23 protein-coding genes, 1 pseudogene and 1 riboswitch are annotated in these 22119 nt (G+C 46.3%); of the genes and pseudogenes, 10 read left to right on the top strand and 14 right to left on the bottom strand.

All coding sequences use genetic code 11. From position 1 onward, the window contains the following. Positions 1-49 precede the first annotated feature (49 nt). Positions 50-163: pseudogene (locus Pcarn_RS08100) on the top strand (Rho-binding antiterminator); the annotation flags it as partial. A gap of 453 nt (positions 164-616) precedes the next feature. Here the strand turns inward: Pcarn_RS08100 and Pcarn_RS08095 are convergent. Continuing rightward, positions 617-1264: a phage integrase SAM-like domain-containing protein gene (locus tag Pcarn_RS08095; protein ID WP_261833360.1), complete on the bottom strand. Its 648-nt coding sequence runs from the start codon at positions 1262-1264 to the stop codon at positions 617-619. Positions 1265-1536: 272 nt separating this feature from the next. Between Pcarn_RS08095 and Pcarn_RS08090 the strand changes: the two genes are divergently transcribed. Further along, complete coding sequence (locus tag Pcarn_RS08090) at positions 1537-1974, top strand: hypothetical protein (RefSeq protein WP_261833359.1); 438 nt, start codon at positions 1537-1539, stop codon at positions 1972-1974. Positions 1975-2385: 411 nt separating this feature from the next. Here Pcarn_RS08090 and Pcarn_RS08085 read toward each other — a convergent pair whose 3' ends face one another. Beyond that, the gene (locus tag Pcarn_RS08085; RefSeq protein WP_261833358.1) at positions 2386-3270 is read right to left on the bottom strand and encodes a site-specific integrase; all 885 of its coding nucleotides are present in this window, start codon (positions 3268-3270) and stop codon (positions 2386-2388) included. A gap of 1205 nt (positions 3271-4475) precedes the next feature. Here Pcarn_RS08085 and Pcarn_RS08080 point away from each other — a divergent pair. Beyond that, positions 4476-4904 carry a helix-turn-helix transcriptional regulator gene (locus Pcarn_RS08080; RefSeq protein ID WP_261833357.1) on the top strand — a complete coding sequence of 143 codons (429 nt, stop codon included), beginning with the start codon at positions 4476-4478 and terminating at the stop codon, positions 4902-4904. Between the two features lie 299 nt (positions 4905-5203). Here Pcarn_RS08080 and Pcarn_RS08075 read toward each other — a convergent pair whose 3' ends face one another. Next, complete coding sequence (locus Pcarn_RS08075; RefSeq protein WP_261833356.1) at positions 5204-6526, bottom strand: MATE family efflux transporter; 1323 nt, start codon at positions 6524-6526, stop codon at positions 5204-5206. Between the two features lie 232 nt (positions 6527-6758). Then, positions 6759-6856, top strand: a riboswitch (TPP riboswitch). Between the two features lie 122 nt (positions 6857-6978). Between Pcarn_RS08075 and thiC the strand changes: the two genes are divergently transcribed. Further along, the gene (gene thiC / locus Pcarn_RS08070) at positions 6979-8883 is read left to right on the top strand and encodes a phosphomethylpyrimidine synthase ThiC (RefSeq protein ID WP_261833355.1); all 1905 of its coding nucleotides are present in this window, start codon (positions 6979-6981) and stop codon (positions 8881-8883) included. On the opposite strand, the gene Pcarn_RS08065 is transcribed toward thiC, so the two are convergent. Continuing rightward, positions 8880-9815: an endonuclease/exonuclease/phosphatase family protein gene (locus Pcarn_RS08065; RefSeq protein WP_261833354.1), complete on the bottom strand. Its 936-nt coding sequence runs from the start codon at positions 9813-9815 to the stop codon at positions 8880-8882. The genes thiC and Pcarn_RS08065 overlap by 4 nt on opposite strands. Positions 9816-9962: 147 nt before the next feature. Here Pcarn_RS08065 and Pcarn_RS08060 point away from each other — a divergent pair, with 147 nt between their 5' ends. After that, positions 9963-10400: a DUF3859 domain-containing protein gene (locus Pcarn_RS08060; RefSeq protein ID WP_261833353.1), complete on the top strand. Its 438-nt coding sequence runs from the start codon at positions 9963-9965 to the stop codon at positions 10398-10400. 11 nt (positions 10401-10411) lie between these two features. On the opposite strand, the gene Pcarn_RS08055 is transcribed toward Pcarn_RS08060, so the two are convergent. The 3 genes from Pcarn_RS08055 to Pcarn_RS08045 all read right to left on the bottom strand — a co-directional run bounded on the left by Pcarn_RS08055 (position 10412) and on the right by Pcarn_RS08045 (position 12609). Then, positions 10412-10675, bottom strand: coding sequence for a hypothetical protein (locus Pcarn_RS08055; RefSeq protein WP_261833352.1), 264 nt, complete (start codon positions 10673-10675; stop codon positions 10412-10414). Positions 10676-10767: 92 nt separating this feature from the next. After that, positions 10768-11244 (bottom strand): hypothetical protein, encoded by a 477-nt coding sequence (locus Pcarn_RS08050; protein ID WP_261833351.1) that lies wholly within the window; start codon positions 11242-11244, stop codon positions 10768-10770. A gap of 123 nt (positions 11245-11367) precedes the next feature. After that, on the bottom strand, positions 11368-12609 hold the full coding sequence (locus Pcarn_RS08045) for a transcriptional regulator (protein ID WP_261833350.1): 1242 nt from the start codon (positions 12607-12609) through the stop codon (positions 11368-11370). Between the two features lie 249 nt (positions 12610-12858). Between Pcarn_RS08045 and Pcarn_RS08040 the strand changes: the two genes are divergently transcribed. Then, positions 12859-13191, top strand: a complete 333-nt coding sequence (locus Pcarn_RS08040; RefSeq protein WP_261833349.1) for a hypothetical protein — start codon at positions 12859-12861, stop codon at positions 13189-13191. A gap of 151 nt (positions 13192-13342) precedes the next feature. Next, complete coding sequence (locus Pcarn_RS08035) at positions 13343-13987, top strand: hypothetical protein (protein ID WP_261833348.1); 645 nt, start codon at positions 13343-13345, stop codon at positions 13985-13987. 65 nt (positions 13988-14052) lie between these two features. Here the strand turns inward: Pcarn_RS08035 and Pcarn_RS08030 are convergent, their stop codons facing one another. From Pcarn_RS08030 to Pcarn_RS08020, 3 genes are all read right to left on the bottom strand, one after another. Then, positions 14053-14289 carry a hypothetical protein gene (locus Pcarn_RS08030; RefSeq protein WP_261833347.1) on the bottom strand — a complete coding sequence of 79 codons (237 nt, stop codon included), beginning with the start codon at positions 14287-14289 and terminating at the stop codon, positions 14053-14055. Between the two features lie 141 nt (positions 14290-14430). Beyond that, on the bottom strand, positions 14431-15612 hold the full coding sequence (locus Pcarn_RS08025; RefSeq protein WP_261833346.1) for an MFS transporter: 1182 nt from the start codon (positions 15610-15612) through the stop codon (positions 14431-14433). A gap of 10 nt (positions 15613-15622) precedes the next feature. After that, positions 15623-16270: an SDR family oxidoreductase gene (locus tag Pcarn_RS08020; RefSeq protein WP_261833345.1), complete on the bottom strand. Its 648-nt coding sequence runs from the start codon at positions 16268-16270 to the stop codon at positions 15623-15625. 109 nt (positions 16271-16379) lie between these two features. Between Pcarn_RS08020 and Pcarn_RS08015 the strand changes: the two genes are divergently transcribed. The 3 genes from Pcarn_RS08015 to Pcarn_RS08005 all read left to right on the top strand — a co-directional run bounded on the left by Pcarn_RS08015 (position 16380) and on the right by Pcarn_RS08005 (position 20389). Then, on the top strand, positions 16380-17297 hold the full coding sequence (locus Pcarn_RS08015; protein ID WP_261833344.1) for a LysR family transcriptional regulator: 918 nt from the start codon (positions 16380-16382) through the stop codon (positions 17295-17297). A 182-nt stretch (positions 17298-17479) separates the two neighbouring features. Beyond that, entirely contained in the window at positions 17480-18406 is a 927-nt protein-coding gene (locus tag Pcarn_RS08010; RefSeq protein WP_261833343.1) for a TAXI family TRAP transporter solute-binding subunit, read from the top strand. A 78-nt stretch (positions 18407-18484) separates the two neighbouring features. Next, positions 18485-20389 carry a TRAP transporter permease gene (locus Pcarn_RS08005; protein ID WP_261833342.1) on the top strand — a complete coding sequence of 635 codons (1905 nt, stop codon included), beginning with the start codon at positions 18485-18487 and terminating at the stop codon, positions 20387-20389. A 373-nt stretch (positions 20390-20762) separates the two neighbouring features. Here the strand turns inward: Pcarn_RS08005 and Pcarn_RS08000 are convergent, their stop codons facing one another. The 4 genes from Pcarn_RS08000 to Pcarn_RS07985 form a co-directional block, all read right to left on the bottom strand. Continuing rightward, positions 20763-21041 carry a type II toxin-antitoxin system RelE/ParE family toxin gene (locus tag Pcarn_RS08000; RefSeq protein ID WP_261833341.1) on the bottom strand — a complete coding sequence of 93 codons (279 nt, stop codon included), beginning with the start codon at positions 21039-21041 and terminating at the stop codon, positions 20763-20765. Then, the gene (locus tag Pcarn_RS07995) at positions 21041-21322 is read right to left on the bottom strand and encodes a DUF1778 domain-containing protein (protein WP_261833340.1); all 282 of its coding nucleotides are present in this window, start codon (positions 21320-21322) and stop codon (positions 21041-21043) included. Before Pcarn_RS07995 ends, Pcarn_RS08000 begins: the two co-directional genes overlap by 1 nt. Before the next feature lie 69 nt (positions 21323-21391). Continuing rightward, positions 21392-21718 carry a DUF202 domain-containing protein gene (locus Pcarn_RS07990; protein WP_261833339.1) on the bottom strand — a complete coding sequence of 109 codons (327 nt, stop codon included), beginning with the start codon at positions 21716-21718 and terminating at the stop codon, positions 21392-21394. Beyond that, positions 21715-22083 (bottom strand): YidH family protein, encoded by a 369-nt coding sequence (locus tag Pcarn_RS07985; protein WP_315972673.1) that lies wholly within the window; start codon positions 22081-22083, stop codon positions 21715-21717. Before Pcarn_RS07985 ends, Pcarn_RS07990 begins: the two co-directional genes overlap by 4 nt. Positions 22084-22119 lie beyond the last annotated feature (36 nt).

The following is a 22119-nucleotide window of genomic DNA, read 5'->3' as shown; positions in this document are numbered from 1 at the left end:
AAAAGAAGCTAAAATTGTTTTATCAATTAGGTAGGAACCGGACGTTACCATGATCAGTTGCAGCCAATACGACTACATTGAGCTTATTTGTTTGTATCGTTATCCAGTTAAACTAGAACTCAAGTCCGGTTCTGTCGTCACCGGGAGTGCGCTAGAAAGTCGATTTTTAAGAAAAATAGAAAAAGTTTTTAGGCCGATAGCTCAGGTAGGATAAGGCTTTGTTGTCGAAAAGTCACAGTTAAAACAAAAAGAAAGCTGAAGATCAAAATCAACACTGATTGGTTGGACTACATCAAGTGCAAGGCAGAGGGAACTTCCCCGGGAACCACTGTTAAGTGGAATGACCGACGATTTCCGGGGAAGGGATAAATGTCCTCGTGTCCACCCTCTGTCTTGCATTTATTGAGATGTGTATTCCCTTAGCACCAGTGCCGGACTGAAAAGTCGGCACCATATACCAAATGGCTGAGAGGTCGGTTAGGGCAATCTTCGAGAGAAAGGTAATGAGAAACTATGGAAATAAAGTCACTGACATACTGCTAGTCGGTGACTTTGTTCCTCCCATTTAAGACGCAAGCAGGTCATGCCTTCTAGTTGAATTTAACCTTATTCTTTACTATCTGAAAAGCGTACTCAATGCATGCTCAAAAAACGCAAGGAGCCAGTGCAGTCCGCCTGTCTTATGGGGTTGAGGAACTGGCTCCTTTAGCTTGGGTTTGTTTTCTGTACCGGAATTTTCAGTAGTATCAATCGACTTCTGAGGCAGAGCAATTGATATGAGTGAAATAGATTTGCTTAGGCTTTCTGAGGTTTGGGTTTCAGGGACAATAGATGTGTCATTGGCCGCTTCGCATAATAAATATGTCTGGTAACGCTGTGATAGAATGCGAGCACTAGCCTCTTGTAACACAAGAGAGATATCTGCAGGTTTAGCGTTTTTCCTGAGGTTTTTAATCATTTTTCCAAGGTCGTTCTTCAGAACACCGGCTATGTATGCTTCACGTGTCAGGCAGCGAATTTGTCGAATGTAGTTATTGATAGTTGAGGGTGCCAAGTGTTTAAGATAGCGGTTAATGAACTCAACAATATCCTCTAGTGTGAGTTTAGTGAAATTCAAGTTATTGCGAATGTAATTACAGAATTTACGAAGGCACGGAATGTACACTAGCAGTGTTGAAGGTTTGTAGCGAAGCTTGTGGTTCTTTTCAATCATTGCTTGTAGTTCGTCTAATTTATCTATTGCTTTATTTACTTTCTGACTCATTGTCTGACCCTCTATGCAACACACACTGTGCGGTTGCTTCTGAGCGACGTAAGTCAGTTAAATTGGTAAAAAATCAGTGTTGCCACAGAAGTGGAACTTAACTCTTTCAGACCCAGCTTGGCTTGCTTTGAAGGCTGGTTTGGAGGGGCTTATGCGCTCGGCAGTTATGTGCTTTTCACCTATCTTTTTTGAGTGTTTCTACAAGGGCTTTCGGGCTCTATTCGACCTGATATGGTGGTTATGAAATTAACCCAATCACTAAGGTGGAAATCATGTTGAGACTTTATGGTGCAATGTTCATTGCAATTATGCTAACGCTGATAAGTTCAGTAGGGGTATACAAAGCTCAAGGCCATTCGCTGAGCATATACGAGTGCGCTAATCTTCACTGCCCGTATACCAGTGAAGTAGCGGAAGACAAATACTATGTTGGGCTCGAATGGAATGGATGGGTAGACCTGTTCGCCTCAAAGGCTGATGCTGTGCCCGCAGAAGAGCTTGAGCTCCAATTCATGGGTATCAACCCTTTGATAGGCGGAGTAAGTTGGTTTCATTGGTTATTGGCGCTTTGGCTGGCCTATATCGCGGTGACGAGTGCTAAATATCGAATGCGCTATGATATTCTGGATGAACGGTTCAAAGTGACTCAGGACGAACTTTCGGACAAGTTGTTGGAGCTTGCCAAGTACAAGGGAACGCACGATTTATAGTATGAGTAGTTATCATGAGGAAGCACTCCATAAGGGAGTGCTTTCTTTTTGATTCTAGACAATATGGTCGTATAGAAAGGAAAGTCATCATCAGGCACAAACTTAGGTCCTGAGTCCTCAGCGTTTGTTACTTTTTCCTTTTCAGATTCTTCCTGCAACAGGCTCTCAATGAAGGCTGTATGCAGTTCCCGAAGGTCATTTTTTAACCATGACGTCTGGTGTTCCAACATCCCGATTTTTTCCTCAACTTTCTTAATAAGCTCGTTAAAATCTTGATATTTCATGGGGTACTCCCTAGATAAATTAACATCGTTGATGTAGACCGAAATTGGTCTGCACATGAGTTAGGCGAAGAAAAAGAAATAAAATTTTGAGTCACGCTTTTTTTCTGTTCGTGGTTGAGGGTTATTGCTATCTCAAATAGACAAGCGTGATATCAGGTCTGAGATGCCCTAGCTCTTGTGAGACGGCCTTAAGCGCCTCTTCGTAACAGCAATGGTGCAGTAGCTCTTCCATTCGTCTTTGGGCATAGGTGTGTCGTAATCCATGTGCACCATTGCTCCAACCAAGTACGCGATTTGAGGCTTTGGAAAAAGAGTCTGACCATTGTTTGCCAAAGCCGATGTCGTAATGCGTTTTGTAGGGGATGTCTCGGTCAGTTTTCCAGATAGGTTTGTCGAGCCTGTGCTCCTCTAACTCATCCGCAAGTTCTCTGGGAAGCATCGCTATTCGGCACAAGCCCCCTTTACCAACGACGGTGTAGGCGACCCAACCTTCTTGTCCAGCAAAGCGGTAAGGAGAGTGCTCTATACGAAAATCGGGTTCCCTTTCTTCAAGGGGTAAAATCGTCCCAGGTTCATGGGCTCTTAAACCTGCTGCCACGGCTATTCGAGTCGTAAGGGAGTGCTTAGTGCTTTGAGCTTGTTGGACTGAATCAACTTGCTCATCTCTATAAGATCGAGAGTGGATGACTTCTTCTAGCTCTGTTTTGATGACCTCGAGAGTTTGCTTAGACTCCAACTCACCATTGTGTTGCAGTAGAGATTGTATGGCTTGTCTGTCCATATCGAGCTGCTTTTGTCCAACAACGACTGAGCGATCTGCCAGAAATTGCATGGCTTGAGTCTTGGTAGCGTTTCGAAGGCTGGTGTTCTTCTCTAGATTTAAATGTTGAGCAAACTTGATCAGGGAACGAGCGTAGTTGCGTTTGGTCCCCAAGCTACGAATACTCAGTTTCTTCATTACGTTTTTTGTTTGCTTCTTTGCGACCAGAAGCGGGTCTTTAATCTTTGGCATGTTTCTTAATCCATCTATAAACAGTGGTCCTAGCCACTTTGATTCTTGTGTTTGCGATTAGCCATGCGTGAATTTCAGAGGGGTTAGCCCCATTGCAGTGAAGTGCTAATATCTCGTAACCATACCTATCTAACTTTGAGGCGAGGTAAGGCTTGCTTTTGCGTTGTATGTTTCGTTTTTCTCGCAGATTTCTTAGCTCTTCTTCAGCATTAAACTTTTCCATGGTTCATCCAGCTCTGTTGTTCGAGACCTCGTAAGAGATACCCCTATGGGTACCGGCTCAGCCTTCGACTTAATGCTTGCCAGCGTGCGAGTGACTTCAGCGTGTTTGACCACTTTTAACCCTTGGTTCGAGCGGTTTCTTCTCGTCTTGTGTGGGACAAGCCCCCCTGTTTTATCTGTTCAGCTCAGAATACTCATGCTTTTCAGCGCCCTATCTCGGTAGGGTTCCGGCCCTATTCTGTGGCTAGACTCGATTTCATCTGTTCGAGGTCAGTCGGTCTCATCTACTTCGGGCGTTTCGGCCTTTACGTGATGAGTCATATCGCTTCACGCTCTTTTATGAGCCCCAATACCTGCCAATGCAGGCGCCGGTTCGGGTTTCCGGACTTTGCAGTGATGCTCACTGTTACTTTGGATATGCCCAAAAGCAGGGGAGGAAAGTAGGGTTGCGCTCCAAAAGCGGAGCTTTTGGTGTGCGCGGCGTTGTCACTGTGGATGTGTGCGCGTCAGCGCTGTGATGCCTTGTGTGGATAGAGGCCTCGCTGTGTCGAAGGTGGTCGACACAGCGAGGCCGATAGGCCGAGAAAAATTTTTGAGCCCATGCACACTTCAGTGTGTATGGGCGAGGAGATTTTAAGACGCGGTTTTACGTTTTAAATTTCGTGAATGACGAAATGTAGGTATGAAGTTCAGCATGATCTGGCACGTTCGATAGAGTAAAAATGCACTTCAACTAGCTCTTGATGTTTGTAATTTGTAATTACTTACAACTCATTTTTAAGAGGTTTTTTCCGCTCTCATATTTGATTTTTCTTAGTAAAGTCAACGGTTTAAATTGTTACATTTCTATCTTTGCGAGTTGAGACGAAGGATAAAAAGTAGCTGCACCGCGCAAGTATGAGTTGGGGTATGTTTTTTGCGAGAGAACAGAGCTCTTTTGTAAAGAGTGAGTTCATTTTTTATCCGAATAAGGAGCATGATTTATGACCCAGAAAGTTAAAATTTTGGACATCGACCGCTTAGTTGTCGCAATCGCAATTTCTCGCAATACTATCAATACCTTGATTGAGAATAAGGCCTTCCCCGCGCCTATTCAGATCCTAGGCAAGGCTAAGCGTTGGGACGTGAAAGAAATTGAGTCCTGGATGCGTGCGAAGATTTTGGAACGCAACCATAGCCCAAAGGAATACTATGATTATCATCGCCCCGAGAACGAAAACAAACTTCTAAGGTTTCACAGCTATGCGACTTTAAAGGCGGAGTTTGGAGTAGCGCGTTCGAGTTTGTACGTCTTAATGCGTGATGGTGGTTTTCCGCATCCTGTTAAACTATCAGCGCGTCGTGTTGGTTGGGTGGAAAGCGAAGTCATTGATTGGTTTGAGGCTCAAAAACTGAAGCGTCAGATGCTATAATATCTGGACAATACTCACGACTAAAAAAGCCGGTTTGCGCCGGTTTTTTTGACCACAGTAGACGCTTGTTTGTGATGCTGATCACATTTGTTAAAAGGATAGGAAATTGGATAGAAAAATCGAATTTCTAAAAAATAACTCATTAAAATCAGAGAGTTAAAAGCGTGCTTGAAAGTTCTCACTCACCGCCACATTCTAAAGGTCTGATTTATCAGGCCTTTTTTTGTTTTTCTTCTCAATAACTCTTCTGATAGAGACAATGTAAGCGACAATACCCGAATGTCCATATTCTTGCTTCATCAGTCATACATCAACTCTTTCGCTTTCTTACCATCAAACTCTTTCAAGAATTTACGAGCCTGATATCGCATTGGCACTATCTTAAGCACCTGCTCGAAGACCGTAATGGCGTAGACCCAGAAGATTGACGCCTTTAGAACGAGTACAGCGAAGGCAAATAATGGCAGGGCTATGATCCAGCGGGTGACAAAGTTGATGTTAAATACTGCAGTGGTTTTGCCTAAGGCTCTAAGAACTTGTCCGTGCACGGTTATATAGCCTTGGATTAATGGCATTAGGATATAGAGCGGGGCTATGGTGGCCAGTGCCTCGTAGGTTTGTTGGGAGTGACCTGGATAGATTTTATCTATGATAAGGCTGAGTCCCAGAGAGGCACAAGAGATGAGCGCCGATACCGCTATGGTAACCTTTATGCTGAGGTTTACATCCGCATCTAGGGTTTCTAGGTTGTTGGAGCCTATGGCCTGAGAGATGGTAATTGCTGAGGATACGGCCCAAGCAACAACGAACTGAGCTAGGGCGGAGAGCCAAGGAGTGACCATGACTACAGCAGCATACACTTCGGTCGGAAGCTGTGTATACAAGAGGTTATACACCGCGAGGCCCATGGCTAGAGCCATCATATTGGCGGCGATGGGGAAGATCTCTTTGAAGTGCAGAGTGACGTTTCGTTTTATCCCATCAAATGCTTTGGAGAAAGAGAGTTGAGAGGTTTTCTGAAATCGTAAGCAAGCGAGCAAGAAGGTCATTCTTAGACCTAGCGCGATTACTGAGCCCAAGGCTGCACCGGAGATGCCTATACCATTGAAGCTGCCAATGCCGTTTATCAGATAGTAAGAAACCACGGCGTTTACTGGCATGGTCAACAGATAACTCAGAAGCGGGATATGTGTCTTACCCATAGCATTGAATAGCGCGATAGAAACCTGAGATATACCCGTTAGTATCAAGGTGTATTTTATCACCGACAGATAGGCATCGATGTCTTGGTATAGGTGTGTATCTTGGCTGAGGAGTTTTATCAGTGGCCACTTTAGTACTGAGATCATTAGGAAGAATAAGATCGCAGCCGACAAGTTGATGATCATTCCAGACAGAAATGATTTTGAAATAAGGTCAGCTTTGCCGGAACCAAAAGCGCGGGATAGAACGTTTTGTGAGCCGTTTGCTAGCGCATTTTGCACCCCAAGTAGTAGCGCGACTATCGTGCTGGCGATACCCATAGCCGCTAGTGAGCCTTCACCAAGGGGAGAGATCAGCAGGGTATCTATCATCAACATGCCTTGCATTAGCAAAGCATTGAGTGCGATAGGCCAGGCCATTTTTATGTTCTTTTTGATGTAGTGACTGTTCTTAAACACGAATATCCTTTTTCATCTGTAAATCAACGAACCTCCATCCCTAGCATCTGATTTTATTGAATAAAATTTCTTCATTCTATAGCCCTTATTCAAAGGCTTGATTGCATTTCTGAAACATATGGCGGCTTAGGTGAAGTTCAAGCTTTGATTGGTCGGGCTTGTATCTTATTGAATTACATGGCTATACTCTGGCTTCATCTTGTCGGAGTGCCTTTTGGCTGAGACCGTTAATTCGGGATCCGTTGAACCTGTCAGGTTAGAACCTGCGAAGGAAACAAGCGAAATTCAGAGAAGTTCAATCTGAATTTCAACCGTTACGTATTTATCGCCCTGGGGCGAGGGGTGCGTTCAACTTTCACATTCTCATTTCTCCAGACAAGCAATTTCATTTCGTTATAAAAGTGAGTTTGCTAATGTCCAATCGTCGCGAAACCCGAGCTAAGGCTCAACAATTTATCGATACCCTAAAACCTCTTCAGCACCCTAATTCAGAGAAGATCTATCTTGAAGGAAGTCGAGTTGATATCAGGGTAGGTATGCGCCAAATCCATCAAACCGATACCTTGGTTGGTGGCACTAAAGATGCTCCAATCTTTGAGTCCAATGCGCCTTTGAAAGTGTATGACTGCGCGGGTGCGTATTCCGATCCTAGTGCGGATATTGATGTTCGAAAGGGGCTAGAAAAGCTTCGCTCCAACTGGATTTTGGAGCGAGAAGATACCGAGCAACTGGTACAGGCGAGCTCTGGATTTACCCAGCAGAGGCTTGCTGATGATGGCTTGGATCATCTTAGATTTGAGGCACTTGAGCCCCCACGCAGGGCAAAAGAGGGTATGCGTGTTACTCAGATGCATTATGCCCGCCAAGGCATTATTACCCCGGAAATGGAATACATTGCTCTTCGAGAAAACATGGCTCGCGCTGAGGTCACTGATCCTGTGCTTACCCAAAAAGCACCCGGTGAGAGCTTTGGCGCCGTAATAGGTGAGCCGATCACACCAGAATTTGTGCGCGAGGAAGTAGCTCGAGGGCGCGCAATTATTCCGCTAAATATCAATCACCCCGAGGCGGAGCCAATGATCATCGGCCGAAACTTCTTGGTGAAGGTGAATGCCAATATAGGTAACTCTGCGGTGACCTCTTCTATCGAAGAAGAAGTGGAGAAATTGGTGTGGTCTACCCGCTGGGGTGCAGATACGGTCATGGACCTCTCCACCGGTCGCTACATCCACGAAACTCGTGAGTGGATCATTCGTAATTCTCCGGTGCCTATCGGTACGGTTCCTATCTATCAGGCGTTAGAGAAGGTAAACGGCATAGCCGAAGATCTGAGCTGGGAGATCTTCCGTGACACCTTGATTGAGCAAGCCGAGCAGGGGGTGGACTACTTTACTATCCATGCCGGCGTGTTGCTTCGTTTCGTACCTATGACGGCTAAACGCCTGACAGGCATAGTCTCTCGTGGTGGCTCTATCATGGCGAAATGGTGTTTGTCTCATCATAAAGAGAACTTCCTGTATGAGCACTTTGAGGAGATCTGTGAGATCTGCGCTGCCTATGATGTATCACTTTCGCTGGGTGATGGTATGAGGCCAGGCTCTATTGCGGATGCCAACGATGAAGCGCAATTTGCGGAGCTCGAGACTCTCGGAGCGCTTGTAAAGATCGCATGGCAATACGATGTGCAGACCATCATCGAAGGTCCGGGGCATATTCCAATGAATCTTATCAAAGAGAATATGGATAAGCAGCTTGAGCATTGTGATGAGGCGCCTTTCTATACCCTAGGCCCGCAAACCACAGATATTGCCCCAGGCTATGATCACTTCACCTCAGGAATAGGGGCCGCCATGATTGCTTGGTATGGATGCGCCATGCTTTGCTATGTAACCCCGAAAGAGCACTTGGGGTTACCCAATAAAGAAGATGTAAAGCAAGGTCTTATTGCATATAAGATTGCCGCTCACGCCGGTGACGTGGCAAAAGGCCATCCAAGTGCGCAGATGCGTGACAATGCCTTATCAAAGGCACGTTTCGAGTTTCGCTGGGAGGACCAGTACAACCTTGGATTAGACCCAGATACAGCAAGAACCTATCACGACGAGTCCTTGCCTCAAGAGTCAGCTAAGGTCGCACATTTCTGCTCTATGTGTGGTCCTAAATTTTGCTCAATGAAGATCACTCAAGAGGTGCGCGAGTTTGCGGCCAAAAACGAGGCGCAGACTATCGAGCTCGAATCAGCTGAACAAGGTATGGCTAAGATGTCTGCTGAGTTTAAGGCGAAGGGTGCTGCTATCTATCATGAGACCTCTGACTAGGGTTCAAAATAGAGCCTAGTTAGCACTGGGTAATGGTCGGAGCCTTGGATTTCTCTGAGGCTTCTTCTTTCACAGATAGCGCTGTCTGTATCCCCTTGATACCAGAGGTGGTCGATGGCGCTAGCCATTAGAGGTACATCCAAGCCCAGTATGTCGAACGCCGCCCAACTGAGTACTGGTTCGTTCTCATATTGAGGGAACAGGGCTTCATAGCGAGGCGTGGTGGATGAGAGATTAAAGTCCCCCATGATGAGGTTGTGCTTAGTGGCTGAGAGAGCGGCAAACTCTTGAATAGTGGCTATCATGCTATTTCTTTGGTACCACAAAATTTCCGTGCGTGGTGAGGGTGGGTGAGCAAAGTAGGTAGCTATGTCTAGTCCTATTCTTGGCTGCCAAACTCCTCGAATGAGTTTGCCACCGTAGGGCGCTTCATACAGGTTAAGTCCGTAAAGCAACTCTTGGCTTAGGATCAATTGGTTCGATGGATAGCCAACCTTAGGTTGTCCGCCAAAGCGATATGGATACAAGTTAGAGAGCTTATCAAATTGCTCGCCATGCTCAGGGGAGACTTCCTGCATTACCACTAAGTCTGGTTGTTCTTTTTCCAGATAGTCGATGAACTGCGTGAGGTTTTGATTCTCAAATGCGAGGTTGTACTGGACTATGGTAAGGGCGTCACCACACTCTTGGGCAATAAGGGCTTTTTCTGGCGGGGCAAAGGCGTAAAAGAGCCCACCTGTGACTAGCGCGATTATGCCAAGCAGGTGTAGCCTGATGATAAAAGAGAGTGCGGCAATGACGAGGTAGAGATAGAAAAACAGCCCCGGTAGAGAGAGCAGGTTCTCAGTCCACCAGTTATTGTTGTACACCCAGCATCCAGCCCACACTAAGGTGAGCAGCACGAATCCTGTGGCTAGCAACTTCTCAACCATTCCTTTGGCTTTGATAGGGTGCTTCCTTTCCTCTTATCGTTTGATAACAGTATAAGCCACACTTGGGAAACTGCCTTACATTCAATGGCTTGCTCCCCATTTATGTTCGCTTTAAACTCTCACTCAAATTACTAGCAGAGAACAAACGTGGCTAAACGCACTCCCATCGTCGAAATGACCTCCTATGGTATCTACTCCCACTGGGATGCCGACTCCAAAGACCTTCCAAGAATCAAAGAATTCACTACCACTGTAGTGGCGGACGAAGAGGTTGAATTTGGCTTTATTGTGAACATCAAAAAGGCCAAGGGCGTACTGCTTAATTACTGCATCTATCACCCTGGCATTATTAACAAGAAAGGTAAGGTGCTAGCCCCGTTTGATGGAGACATCTATGTGCGCAGCAATGACTGGAACTTCTATCTTGGGGATACTATTCAGTTGATGCATCCAATCGATGGCCTGGAGAGTAACCTTGGGGAATGGCGCATGGTGCTGGAGATGAACGGCAAGGTTGTCGCTGAGAAAACCTTTAAGGTCGTTGGGCGAGATGAGGCGCAGTTTTGGAAGAATCGTGGCTACTAGGGTCTGTTGACCTATTTCACCCGAAGCAGTCGATAGGTAATGTCTTTAAGCTCAAAGTCCATGGTTTGCGAGCGATTCATCTTTTCTACTCGAGCTAGCATAGATTCATCGAAACCTTTGCGTTTCATCCACGACAGGGGCTCGCTGAAGCTGTCTTCATTTACAATATAAGACTCGCCTTTGCCCTTGCCTGCTTGTACGCTCACCACCCAGACGCGAGAACCAAAATCCATGACTTCGGTGAAAAAGGATTTGAGTTGCTTGAGTTTTGACATGTTGAACCTATAGAAAAAATGCGAGCTGATGCTCTTATATTTTCTGACCAGGGTCAACTGTAAAACGCCCCAGTGTGGGGCGTTATCTTGGCTTACTTACCTTGTTCGTTTCGGATATACATGATGGCTATCATGCTAAAGGCGATGAATTGCCATAGGTATTTACCATCGCTTGCGCCTGCGAGTGTTTGAGTGAACACCATGCAACCGGCCACAAAAATTGAAGCAAACGCGCCGCGAAGTAGCCAAGGGCGCTCTTTCTCTGCCATAAACTCGCCCGCTAGCACAGAGCGAATAATCAGAATGAAAGGCAGGCATTGCAGCAGGATCAAAATAGGGAACATAAAGTCGAAGGTAGGACTTAGTACTGCATGCGCAACCTGACTCTTGTCCCAAGTGCCTACGATATAGCCTTTCCAGCCCGCCCAGGTATCACCTTGATATGCCGTTTCCGGGGTAATAATGCCTAGGGTTACACCCATTACCTTGTCGATAAAGCCGTTCTTAAACCAGAAGATAAAAAAGAAAATTTGGATTGGGATGATCTGAAAGGCGAGCTTTTTAATCATGTTTTGTGCCTCTAAAAGGGTTAATTGAAACTGGGCACAGTGTGCAATCTTCAATGTGTAACTCTTTTGAGGCAAGGCAAAGGTTTACCCATGCAAACCTTTTTCAAACCCTTTTAGCTTTTTTTATTTCAATGCTGAAAGCACAAACAGCCCGTCCAATGGTTTGTTTGCCATAGATTGAAAGCGTTTGTGATAATAATCCGCACCCTTGTCGTTTTGGGTCTTTTGGTCAACCTTGTACAGCAGGTAAAAACCTAAGGCGCTAGGTGCGGTTTCTACCGCATAACTCAGGTAGGGGTAGGCTTGGTCATATTGCTGGTTGATGATAAGCGCCAAGCCTAATGAGAGATTGCTGATATCGCATCTTGGATCTTGCTCGAATGCCTCTTTTGCAAACATGAGTGCCTCGGCTTTAGTGCTTTCATCTTGACGCTTGAGGTATTCCACAGAGCTTGAATAAGAGAGCAGGGCGTCCACCAAATAATTATCTCTGCCTTGTTGGTGGATCTCATCGAGCTCAGCCGTGATCGAATCAAGCTCATCACTGCCACTGTAGAGGCTTTCAATCCCTTCAGAGATCACCTGCCAATCATCGAAATTGTTCACCGAGGTCACTTGATGATTACTTGGCTGATATTGCCAGTCATCATGATTTATCTCGGTTTTAAGTTCGGTGGCGAGATCGCCTATTGCGGTGAAGTAGTCATCTAGGGTAAAGGTCTTTTCTAGCTTGATGGCTTGTCCTTCACCCTCATCCAGAAACAGAGTGAGCTTGTAGCTGTTTCCTTGCTCGGTAAGGCTTCCTCTAAGCTGATCTGCATCGCTATTGAGCCTATGCCTATAAACATCTATGCCCTTGGAATTAAGCCCGTAGAAAAGGTAATTCTCAATGCTGTCTGATAGGTCGCTGTCTTGTTCACTCTCCAGCGTGAACGGGTGAATAACCAGCTTGGTCACTTCATTGATGCGCTGGCTTGGTGCTGAGTGAGAGAAAAAATGAATTCCGCTTAAAGTGGCGCATCCAATCAAGGCAACACCTGCGCCCCACTTCCAATACTGCTTGATCTTAGCTCCGAGAGTGGGCTGGCCAATCTTGCTTTGCGTGACCTCAATATCTAGCAAATAACCCTGCTTGGGAATGGTTTTGATGATGTGATAGGGCCTAGCGTTATCGTCCAGATGCCCTCTTAATGCGCTGATGACCTGACGAACCAGATTGTCGGATACGTGCGAGCGCTGCCAAACCTTTTGCACGATATCCTCAAGGCTGACTACCTGTGCTCGATGTTCTATCAAATGGACTAGAAGCCGAGATTGTAGTGGCTCGAGGTGTATCGCAACATCGTGAATCAAGAGCTGATTCATGTCTGGCTCGAAATGAATATCTGTTTGGGCGTGCAGTGTGTAGCGCAAGACGGTAGTAATTGAAATTATTGGATATTTGCAGTCTACAGCAGCTATGTTGCATAAGGATTGCTGTCATCTTTGTTTTCGCTTTTCACTATAAGCCACTAGTAAATCTTCATCGGTTCACTAGTAAATCTACCAGTAACGAAAGCCTGTGCCCTCTGCCATGTTTTGGTTAGGTATTTCTTTTTAAAATTAGACTCTAGGGTGAAGATTCAATTTTACGGTGACAGAAAGCTATTTGAGGCGTTAGAGGCCAGCCTAAAGTCTGAGCTATCTCAGGTTAATTTTGTGTATTCAAGCGAGGGTAAAGAGCCAGCATTGGAAGAAGGGGATGTGCTGGTTCTTGATTGTGCTTATTACAAAAGAGTGTTGGATTCGGGACTGCATCATGCCAGTAAGGTATTCGTGATTGGCCCTTACCTTGATCACTACGACATGAGTGCATTTAGTAATGAAGGCAGATGGCTGTATCTACCTCTTTCTCAGCTTGAATCTCGATTACTGCCTGCACTAAAACGATTCTTTGATCAGCACTGAGCCTGAAAACCCAGTCCAGAGCAGGCCGATAGTCTATTCGCTTATTAAAGCACCTGCTTTTTCTCAATCTTATTTCACATCGTCATCGCAAAATCGTATTCTGCTATCTTTCGATTTTTGAGCGCGATTGCTGAATTTGAGTGGGACGGTAATGGATAGAAAACTAAGAGATAAACTGTACGTGGGTATTGCACTGATTGTGTTTGGCCTGTTCGTTACCATGAGCGGACAAGGTAAGGCAAATCACTCTTACTCCGTCGATACTGCATCCATTAACGCTGGTGATGTCCCAATTACTCTGCTTTTTAAACACTTTGCTAACTGTGAGGCGTCTTCTTCTCTAGAAGTAGCCTGTGCTCGAGGTGTCAGTGACTATCAGCTAAATGCTCCGGATTCGGTGTCACTGATTGCCCTATCACTCGATAACGAAAATGATCGACTGGTCTTTAGAAAAGACCAAAACGACAACTGGAGAATGGTTACGGTAATTGATGAATTTTCCACTTCATTACAGCGGCACATGCTAGCGAGTGGTGTAGGAGATAAAGTGTTGGGCTCTCTTCTAACGGTGAATGCAGAAAATTATGCCATTACCTATCTCAATGGTGAGGGCAACCTGGTTAACGCTATAGGTGCTAGTAACTTAGAGTCAGTGAAATCTACTTTGTCGAAGGCCGGATCTCAGGCTAAAACATACAGGATTGTCATGTATGTAGGTATCACAATGATGCTGATAGGTGGACTGGCAATTATCTGGGTGATGCGTAAGAAAGCTCAGAAGATCAAGAAAGGCTAGTGCATTGGTCAAGCAGCGAATTGATGACTTAAAAGGGTAAGGTGGGCCTGTTGTTGTGCTTCGCCTTACGCGAAACTGAACAGGTCGCCTTCAATAACATTTCTGAGCATCTTGCGCGAGACAACGTTTTCTTTTTCGTCAACCAAGTCCACTCGATAGATTAAATCTCCATGGTCTACATACTCTGTGCTCATCTGTGAGAACAGGTTAGAGCACTTGGCGTAAGTACCTTTAATGCTCTCGCACGTCGTGAAATGACCACTAGGTTTTTGAACTGAAAGTACAATCGAGGCTGAGTTCATATTTCTGCCGCTCCACTTCTTACCATGTAGATAATTTACGCTGGCAGAGCGACTAAGATAACTCGGGAAATTACTAGTGGCTTTTAGAAAACTTGCTAGTCCAAATAAAGAAGTCGCACTCCTAGGTGCGACTTAAAAGGGTTAGGCGGTTGCTATGGCTTTCATTCTTCGGTTGTTATGTAACAAGAACATTAGGCCGATAACGGGAATGATGATGGCAAAGTAGGGCAATGACTGAGTGCTAAACGCTCGGGCGTCGATAACGCTACTGCCTATCATGCCGCCGATGGCGTTGGCTAGGTTGAAAGCTGAGATATTCGCGGTTGCTGCCAGCTCCTGTCCTTCTCCACCATGGGTCATAACCCTTAGTTGCATTGCAGGTACTTTGGCAAAAGAGACCACACCGAAGATAAAGGCGAGCACGATAAAGGCAGTGGTATTGCTGGCAAAGCTGCCTAGAGCAATCAGCACAACGATTGTTGCAACAAGCCAAAGGGTGAGTGATTTACTGAGATTCATATCCGCGCTTTTCCCGCCTAGGTGGTTACCAATTACCAGACCTGCACCAACTAGAATAAGTAGCCAGGTGACATTGTCACGTTGCATATGAGCCACGTTTTCAGCGATAGGTGAAATGTAGCCGTAGAAAGCCATGAAGCCGGACCATCCCAATACTGTGATAACAAGACCAGAGAGTAGGGCAGGGTTTTTAAATGCGCCCACTTGCTTACTAAGAGGAGTCGCCTCCGCTTGCGGCTTGATCTTGATAACAAAGGCAATCAATACCGTTGCCAGTACTCCAAGTACGGCAACCGCCCAGAAGGTTGTGTTCCAGCCAAACTCATTGCCAATCCAAGTGCCAGCAGGTACGCCAAGCACGTTCGCTAGAGTAAGGCCTGCAAACATCTGACCTACCGCGCGACCTGCCATTTTTTCTGATACCAGCTGGGTTGCCACTACCGCGCCGATGCCATAGAAAGGACCTTGTGTAAGACCAGACAACACGCGACTTAGCAGCAATAGATGGTAAGAGTGGGTGGTCGCAGAGATAAGATTGCCCAGAATAAATAGCCCAAGTAGAGAAAGTAGCGCTTTACGCTTGTCTACCTTAGATAGCGCCAGCATCAAAATCGGACCGCCGACAACGATGGCCAACGCATAGGCGGTAATAAGGTTGCCCGCCTGTCCTTCGGTGATGTGCAGAGATTCTGATACCTGGGTCAAAATACCAGCGATAACAAATTCAGCGGTGCCAATAGCGAACGCCGAAAGGGTAAGTAGCCAAACTGAAAGTGGCATTTTTTCATTGTGTGCATTTTTCATCATATGCTCCTTACAGCAGTGCGCCGCCATTGATATCGATAACTGAACCTGTGATTACAGGATTCTCTATTGCCAGCAGATAGCCGCCTACCAGATCATCTGCAGTGGCGACTTTGCCTAAAGGCAGAGACTTAGATGCGTTTTCGAACATGGCTTGGCGAGAATCTTCACTCATGCCTGAATAGGCTTCTGTTTGAGTAAGGCCGGGGCTGACTACGTTAACTCGGATTGGAGCTAACTCTTTTGCCAGTACCTTTGCACTTGCTTCGAGGGCAGCATTGGCGGCGGTTTTTACTAAGGTATTTGCCACCGGTTTTCGAGACAGCATGCCAGAGGTAAGGGTAATTGAGCCTTTTAGGTAAGGGATAGCTTGCTGAACTAGGCGCATGCTTCCCCAGAATTTGGTATCGAAGGCATCTGCTGCCTCGACAAGGTCTAGCTCTTTAACCCCACCGCTCGGGGCATAAGAGCCAGCGGTGATAATGAGGTGGTCGAACTCTCCCGCGTTTTTGAAGAAGTTCTGAATAGATTGATTGTCTTGAATATTTAGACCAGCTCGACGACTGCCGACGATGACTTCATGACCTTGTTTTTCGAGGGTATCTGCTAGTGCTTTGCCGATGCCGGATGTGCCGCCGACGACAATAAATTTGTTCATGTTCCGCTCCAACTGTTTGGTATGGAGCAGATAATACTGCTTGTTATTATTTTAATAATTAGCAAAAATTTGAATTAACTATTCAATAATTTTTAATAATGGTATGAGTATGGATAAGCTTCAGGATATGCGAATGTTTGTCGCTATTGTGGACAACTTAAGCTTGGTAGGAGCCGCGAATCAATTGGGCTTGTCGGCAGCAACAGTGACCACACGACTGAAGGCTATCGAGCAGCGCTACGGGGTAAAACTATTGCAACGTACCACGCGCCATATCTCATTGACCGACTCTGGTGCTGAGTATTATCGTCAGTGTCAGCAGATACTAGAGCAGGTAGCTGAGCTTGAGAATGTGCTCACTCATCAGTCGGATGATGTGCGAGGTACGATTAAGATCAGCGCGCCCAAGGATGTGGCCAAACAGATATTATTGCCACTTTTATCCGAGTTCTGCACTCTCTATCCAAATGTAACCCCACAGCTCAACTTCCATGACCACCTGTTTAATGTCACCGAGGCGGGTATGGATCTGATTATCCGCTATGGGGATCTGCCGGACAGTTCTCTTATTAGTCGCAAGTTAGCAAAGAGTCATCGCTTACTGGTGGCATCTCCTGATTATCTGAAAAATTATGCACCCTTACGCTCGCCGAGTGAGCTTAAAGACCACCGCTGTTTGGTAATGATGCGAAACAACGAAGCACTGAGAAACTGGCACTTTAAAGATAAGCAGGATCAATATTCCATTACGGTAGAACCAGCCATGCTCTCCGATGATGGTGAGGTGATTCGCTACTGGGCAAGCCAGGGGCAGGGTATAGCGCTTAAGTCTAATCTGGATGTAAAGCAAGACTTGGCCAATGGGATATTAGTGCCAGTTTTACAAGGGTTTAAGGTGAACTTTAATCATCTAAACCTAGACAGTGCGGATTTGAACCTTATCTATGCCAGCCGTTTGCATCAGCCAAAGCGCATCAGCTTATTGATTGATTTCTTGGTTCAGGCGTTTGAGAAGCGATATGGCTGACCAATATTATAAAGTTCATAAATGAGCTATTGTTCACACTTGTATTTCAAATAGTTACATTTTGCTCACATTTATAGTTTGCAAAAATGGACGCCTTTAAACACATCAGTATTCTCGTATCTTGAATAACTAGCTACGCATGCAGGCTCGATTGCATACGTATTTATATCAAGGAGAAGATAGTGTTAAAACGTAAATTTCTTGGGGCAGTGTTGGCTATGCTGCCGTTTGTTGCGAGCGCAGCAAACTACTCAATCGGTACTGGCGGTCAAAGCGGTATCTACTATCCATTTGGTGGTGCTCTGGCAAAGGTATGGAGTGAGCATGTGCCGGATGTAAACGCAAAAGCTGAGGTAACAGCAGCTTCTGTTGAAAATACCATCAAAGTGGTTCGCGGTGACATGATTGCTGGTATTGCAATGGGCAACGTAGTGCTGGATGCTTATAAAGGTGAAGGCAAATTCCCTAAAAAGATGCCAGTGAAAACCCTTTTCGCACTGTATCCAAACCTAGTGCATACATTGACTTTAGATAACTCAGGCATCAACTCTCTAGCAGACCTTAAAGGTAAGCGCGTTTCTCTTGGCGCACCAGGAAGCGGTACTGCGGTAACTTCAGCAGCACTGCTTGAGTCTATCGGTATCGATGTGAAGAACGACATCAAAGCGGTTTACCTAAACTACTCTGAAACCACAAATGCGCTAGCGAACGGGCAGGTTGATGCTGGTTTTATCGTTGGTGGTCAAGGTGTTGGCGCAGTAACTCAGGTTGCCCTGACTCATAAGATCAAGGTGCTTTCTATCTCAGATGCTGAGAGCAAGGCATTCATTGAGCAGAACCCAGCGTACAGCTCTTATGACATCCCAGCGAACGTTTACAACAACGTAGGTGAAGTATCGACTTTGAGCGTATGGAACGTACTTGTGGTTAACGCGAACATGGATGAAGAGATGGCGTTTAACCTAACCAAGGCGGCATACGAGAACATGGAAGAGGTTCGCAAGGTCGTTAAGATGGCTGAGATGACTACTCCAGCAAACGCTGAGCGTCTGCAAGGTGTGCCTCTACACGAAGGTGCGAAGAAATATCTAGACTCTGTTGCACAATAATTTAGCTCTACTAAAGCAAGGCTCTAACTAGAGTCTTGCTTTTTCTGTATTAAAACCCAACCAGCCAGAGTGAACTATATGGAAGTTGTCACTGATAAAGAATCAAATTTGCCGTACCACAAGCTGACGCAGATGCTTGGGTATTTGGTGCTGACCGTTGCGGTCGCGCTCTCGGTGTTCCAAATTTGGCAGGGTATTACCTCAACCATTTCTGCAACCTATTTTCGTCCAATACATCTGTGTTGGGTGCTAGTGCTGATCTTTTTGCACTACCCACTGATTAAAAACCCTCATAGCAAGCTCTACCTGCCGGGTAGGGTGTTTGATGTCGCGCTAAGTGCCTTGGTGGTATTTGCTGCCTATCGCATGACGGTGTTCGACTATAACGATATCGACTATCTCTTTTATGGCCTTTCTGACCTAGATATGGCCGCAGGCATCGCCTTGATTGCACTGCTGATGGAAGGGTGTCGCCGCACTGTCGGTTTGGTTATGGTGCTTATTGCCATGCTATTTCTTAGCTATTCCATGTTTGGGGATATGCTACCAAGCGCCTTTGCAACCAAGACCTACAGCCTTCAAGAGCTGATCCAGTTCCAGATCTTCTCTGCCAACGGTATTTTTGGTTCAGCCCTAGGTATCGCTGCGACCACAGTATTTATCTTTGTACTCTTTGGCGCTTTCCTTGAGGTAACCGGCGCCGGTAAGTTCTTTATTGATCTGGCATTTTCCATCGCCGGTAAATACCGTGGCGGACCAGCGAAAGCGGCAGTGCTCGCCTCGGCAGGTCTGGGTTCTATTTCAGGCTCAGCTATCGCCAATACAGTAACCACCGGGTCTATCACCATCCCTATGATGAAGAAGCTAGGTTACAAGCCTGAGCAAGCAGCCGGTATTGAAGCCGCTGCCTCGACAGGTGGTCAGATCATGCCACCTATCATGGGGGCGGGCGCGTTTGTAATGGCGCAGTTTACTGGTGTGCCATACAGCGACATCATGTTTGCCTCTATTGCTCCGGCTATCTTGTACTTCTTCTGTACCCTGTTTTATGTGCATTTGATGGCGTGCAAGCTGGATCTTAAAGCAGCTAGTCGCACTGAAGCCGTGATTGAGGTGATGAAGCACGGTGCGCACCACCTGGTCCCGCTTGTACTGATCACTGTGCTACTCATGATGGCTTACTCGCCTCTACTGGTAGGTGTCGCAGGTTGTGCCGCTATTCTAGTAGTGGCTTCGATGCGTAAGCACAGCCGAATCAACTTCTCACAGTTTTTGCTGGGTATGAAAAACGGTGCGCTACTGGCCCTGCCAATCTCGGCAGCATGTGGCGCAGCGGGCATTATCGTAGGTGTAGTTGGACAGACGGGTATCGGCCTGCAGTTCACTCAGTTTGTGATGGACTTCTCCGGTGGTCAGATGCTAGTGGCTTTGGGTCTTATCAGTATCGTTGCGCTGATTCTAGGTATGGGACTTCCAGTTACCGCCGCTTATATCGTACTAGCGGTAATGGCGGTGCCTATGCTGACCGACTTTGGTTTGCCGCTCCTAACCGCGCACCTTATCGTATTCTGGCTATCTCAAACCTCGAACGTAACACCGCCGATTGCGCTAGCTGCATTTGCTGGTGCGGGTGTAGCAAACGCCAACCCAATGCGCTCGTCAGTTGAGGCGTTTAAGCTTGCTGGCGGTCTATTCATCATTCCAATCATGATGGCCTATACGGACATAGTGAATACTCAGGATGGCGTCGTGGCTGTGCTTCTATCAGTGGCACAAACTCTAGCCATCATTATTGCGGTAGCGATTAGTATCGAAGGGTATCTATTGAAGAGCCTGAAGCTAGTAGAGAGAGTGGTGGCCTTTATTGCGATTCCGCTATTGCTACTGAACCCTTATAACCTCGGTATTCTTGGTGCGGCACTCGTGCTAGGTATATTCCTGCTGCAACTGAAATCACAGCGGGCTGAAAGCGTGGGTGTTTAGGTAAAATACTTTATGAATTAAGCACATGCTGCCTAAGGTGGTGTGTGCTTTTTATTTGGTTCATCGCAGATTAGCGGGAACAACTATGACTTCAGGTTGGCGTACCCACTCTGCTAGTGATGCATGGCAAGCCGCCGTAAATACCTCCCTGTAGGCTTGGTTTCGGCATCCATGCCTCAAACACTTGCCCTGCAACAACGCCTGTCGCTCACAACTCCTGGAGAGTGATTGATGGAGCAAGGTGTCGCTCGCAGGGAGGCGAGCGTCAAGCGCCCAAGGATGGGTTCACCGCGGCCTTGTGAATCAATCGCTCGGAGGGAGTGACTGGCTCAGAAGGAATTTTAACGATCCTCTCTAATCTGCGATGTACCTTTTATGTCCAAGGGAATTTCTGCTTTTGATGCAGAACACGCATCACTCGGATGTTGGTATCATCTTTCCAGTAAGAGACGATCATGGATATCTCTGGGATGATTAACAGCCGACCGCGGATACTATCACGTTGTACACCCATTTCTGGGTGTGACTTTAACTGTTCTACATTCTGCTCAATGAGTTCGTCGGTTCGTTCTGCTGCTATTGGATTAAAGTCGTAAAGAAACTCGAAGATCTTTTCTCTATCATCAAGCGACTTTTCTTCCCAGAAAATCATTACTTGTCTCGGTTTCGAATCTTAGCCTTGCGTTGTTCAATAAGGCTTTTAGCTGAGTCGTGGTTATGGAATACGGCCTTACCTTCGTCATATTTGGCAAAGGCTTCATTCACCTGCTCGGTCAACCAAGTTTCTTGTGACATCGCTTGGCGCTGTTCTTCTGCCAATGATTCAGTGAGTTCTCGACATGCATCGCTTAAGGTTCGACCTTGGCTTTCCGCTCTTTGCTGAGCCAGACGTTTGGTCTCTTCATCGACTCTGAATTGAATTCTGGTATCCATAGCTATCTATCTTCGATGTGTGTGTACAAATGTTAGCACTGCGGTCCATGACTAACAATATACAAGACTTTAGATAGCAGCCATTTGGCTAAGGGTATAAATACCATAGGAGCAAGATGCGATAAGGATAGCGCCAGATAGCACCTTTTTAACCGTCACTTCCATATCAGAAACGGCCATATGATTGGCAAAGGGTTGGGAGAATCGTTTACGATTATAGAGAATGCCGAGCACCGCAAGCACCAGCATAACCACACCAAGAACCTCAAAAATCCGTTGCTCTAGGTGCTCACCTGACTTAATCAGGATAAGGCTCATACCGAACATCAAAAGTACGGTTCGAAACCAAGACATCCAGGTGCGTTCGGGTTGCAGGCCGGGGTCTCTATCACTCATAGAGAGATGACCAAAACAAGGGCGAGGGTAAAACAGACCACCACTCCGCTAATGACCTTAAGAAAGCTGGTGTACTTGAGCTCTTCTTTTTTCCTCATCGAGGCTTCATTCGCTGCCCATCTTCGGTAGGCAAAGATGGCGAGCAGCCCTGAACAGGCACAAAGAAAGGCAGAGAGAATGCCACGCACAACGGGGTTGGCAAGATCAGGAGTCAGCTGGTCCACGGCAATGGCGCCGGCTAATAGAGCGAGGGCTGTGCGTATCCAAGCAAGATAGGTACGTTCATTGGCAAGGGAGAATCGATAGTCTGGAGCTTCTCCCGTTTGTCGCCATTTAATCTTCTTTCTTCTGAGTTTCTCGTGCATCCGATCTGATTTGCTCCTGTCAAAATAGTCTTTAAA

It is taken from the genome of Vibrio ishigakensis (assembly GCF_024347675.1).
GTDB lineage: Bacteria > Pseudomonadota > Gammaproteobacteria > Enterobacterales > Vibrionaceae > Vibrio > Vibrio ishigakensis.
Note: the sequence above shows the minus strand (reverse complement) of the source record. Positions and strands in the feature narration are given on the sequence as shown.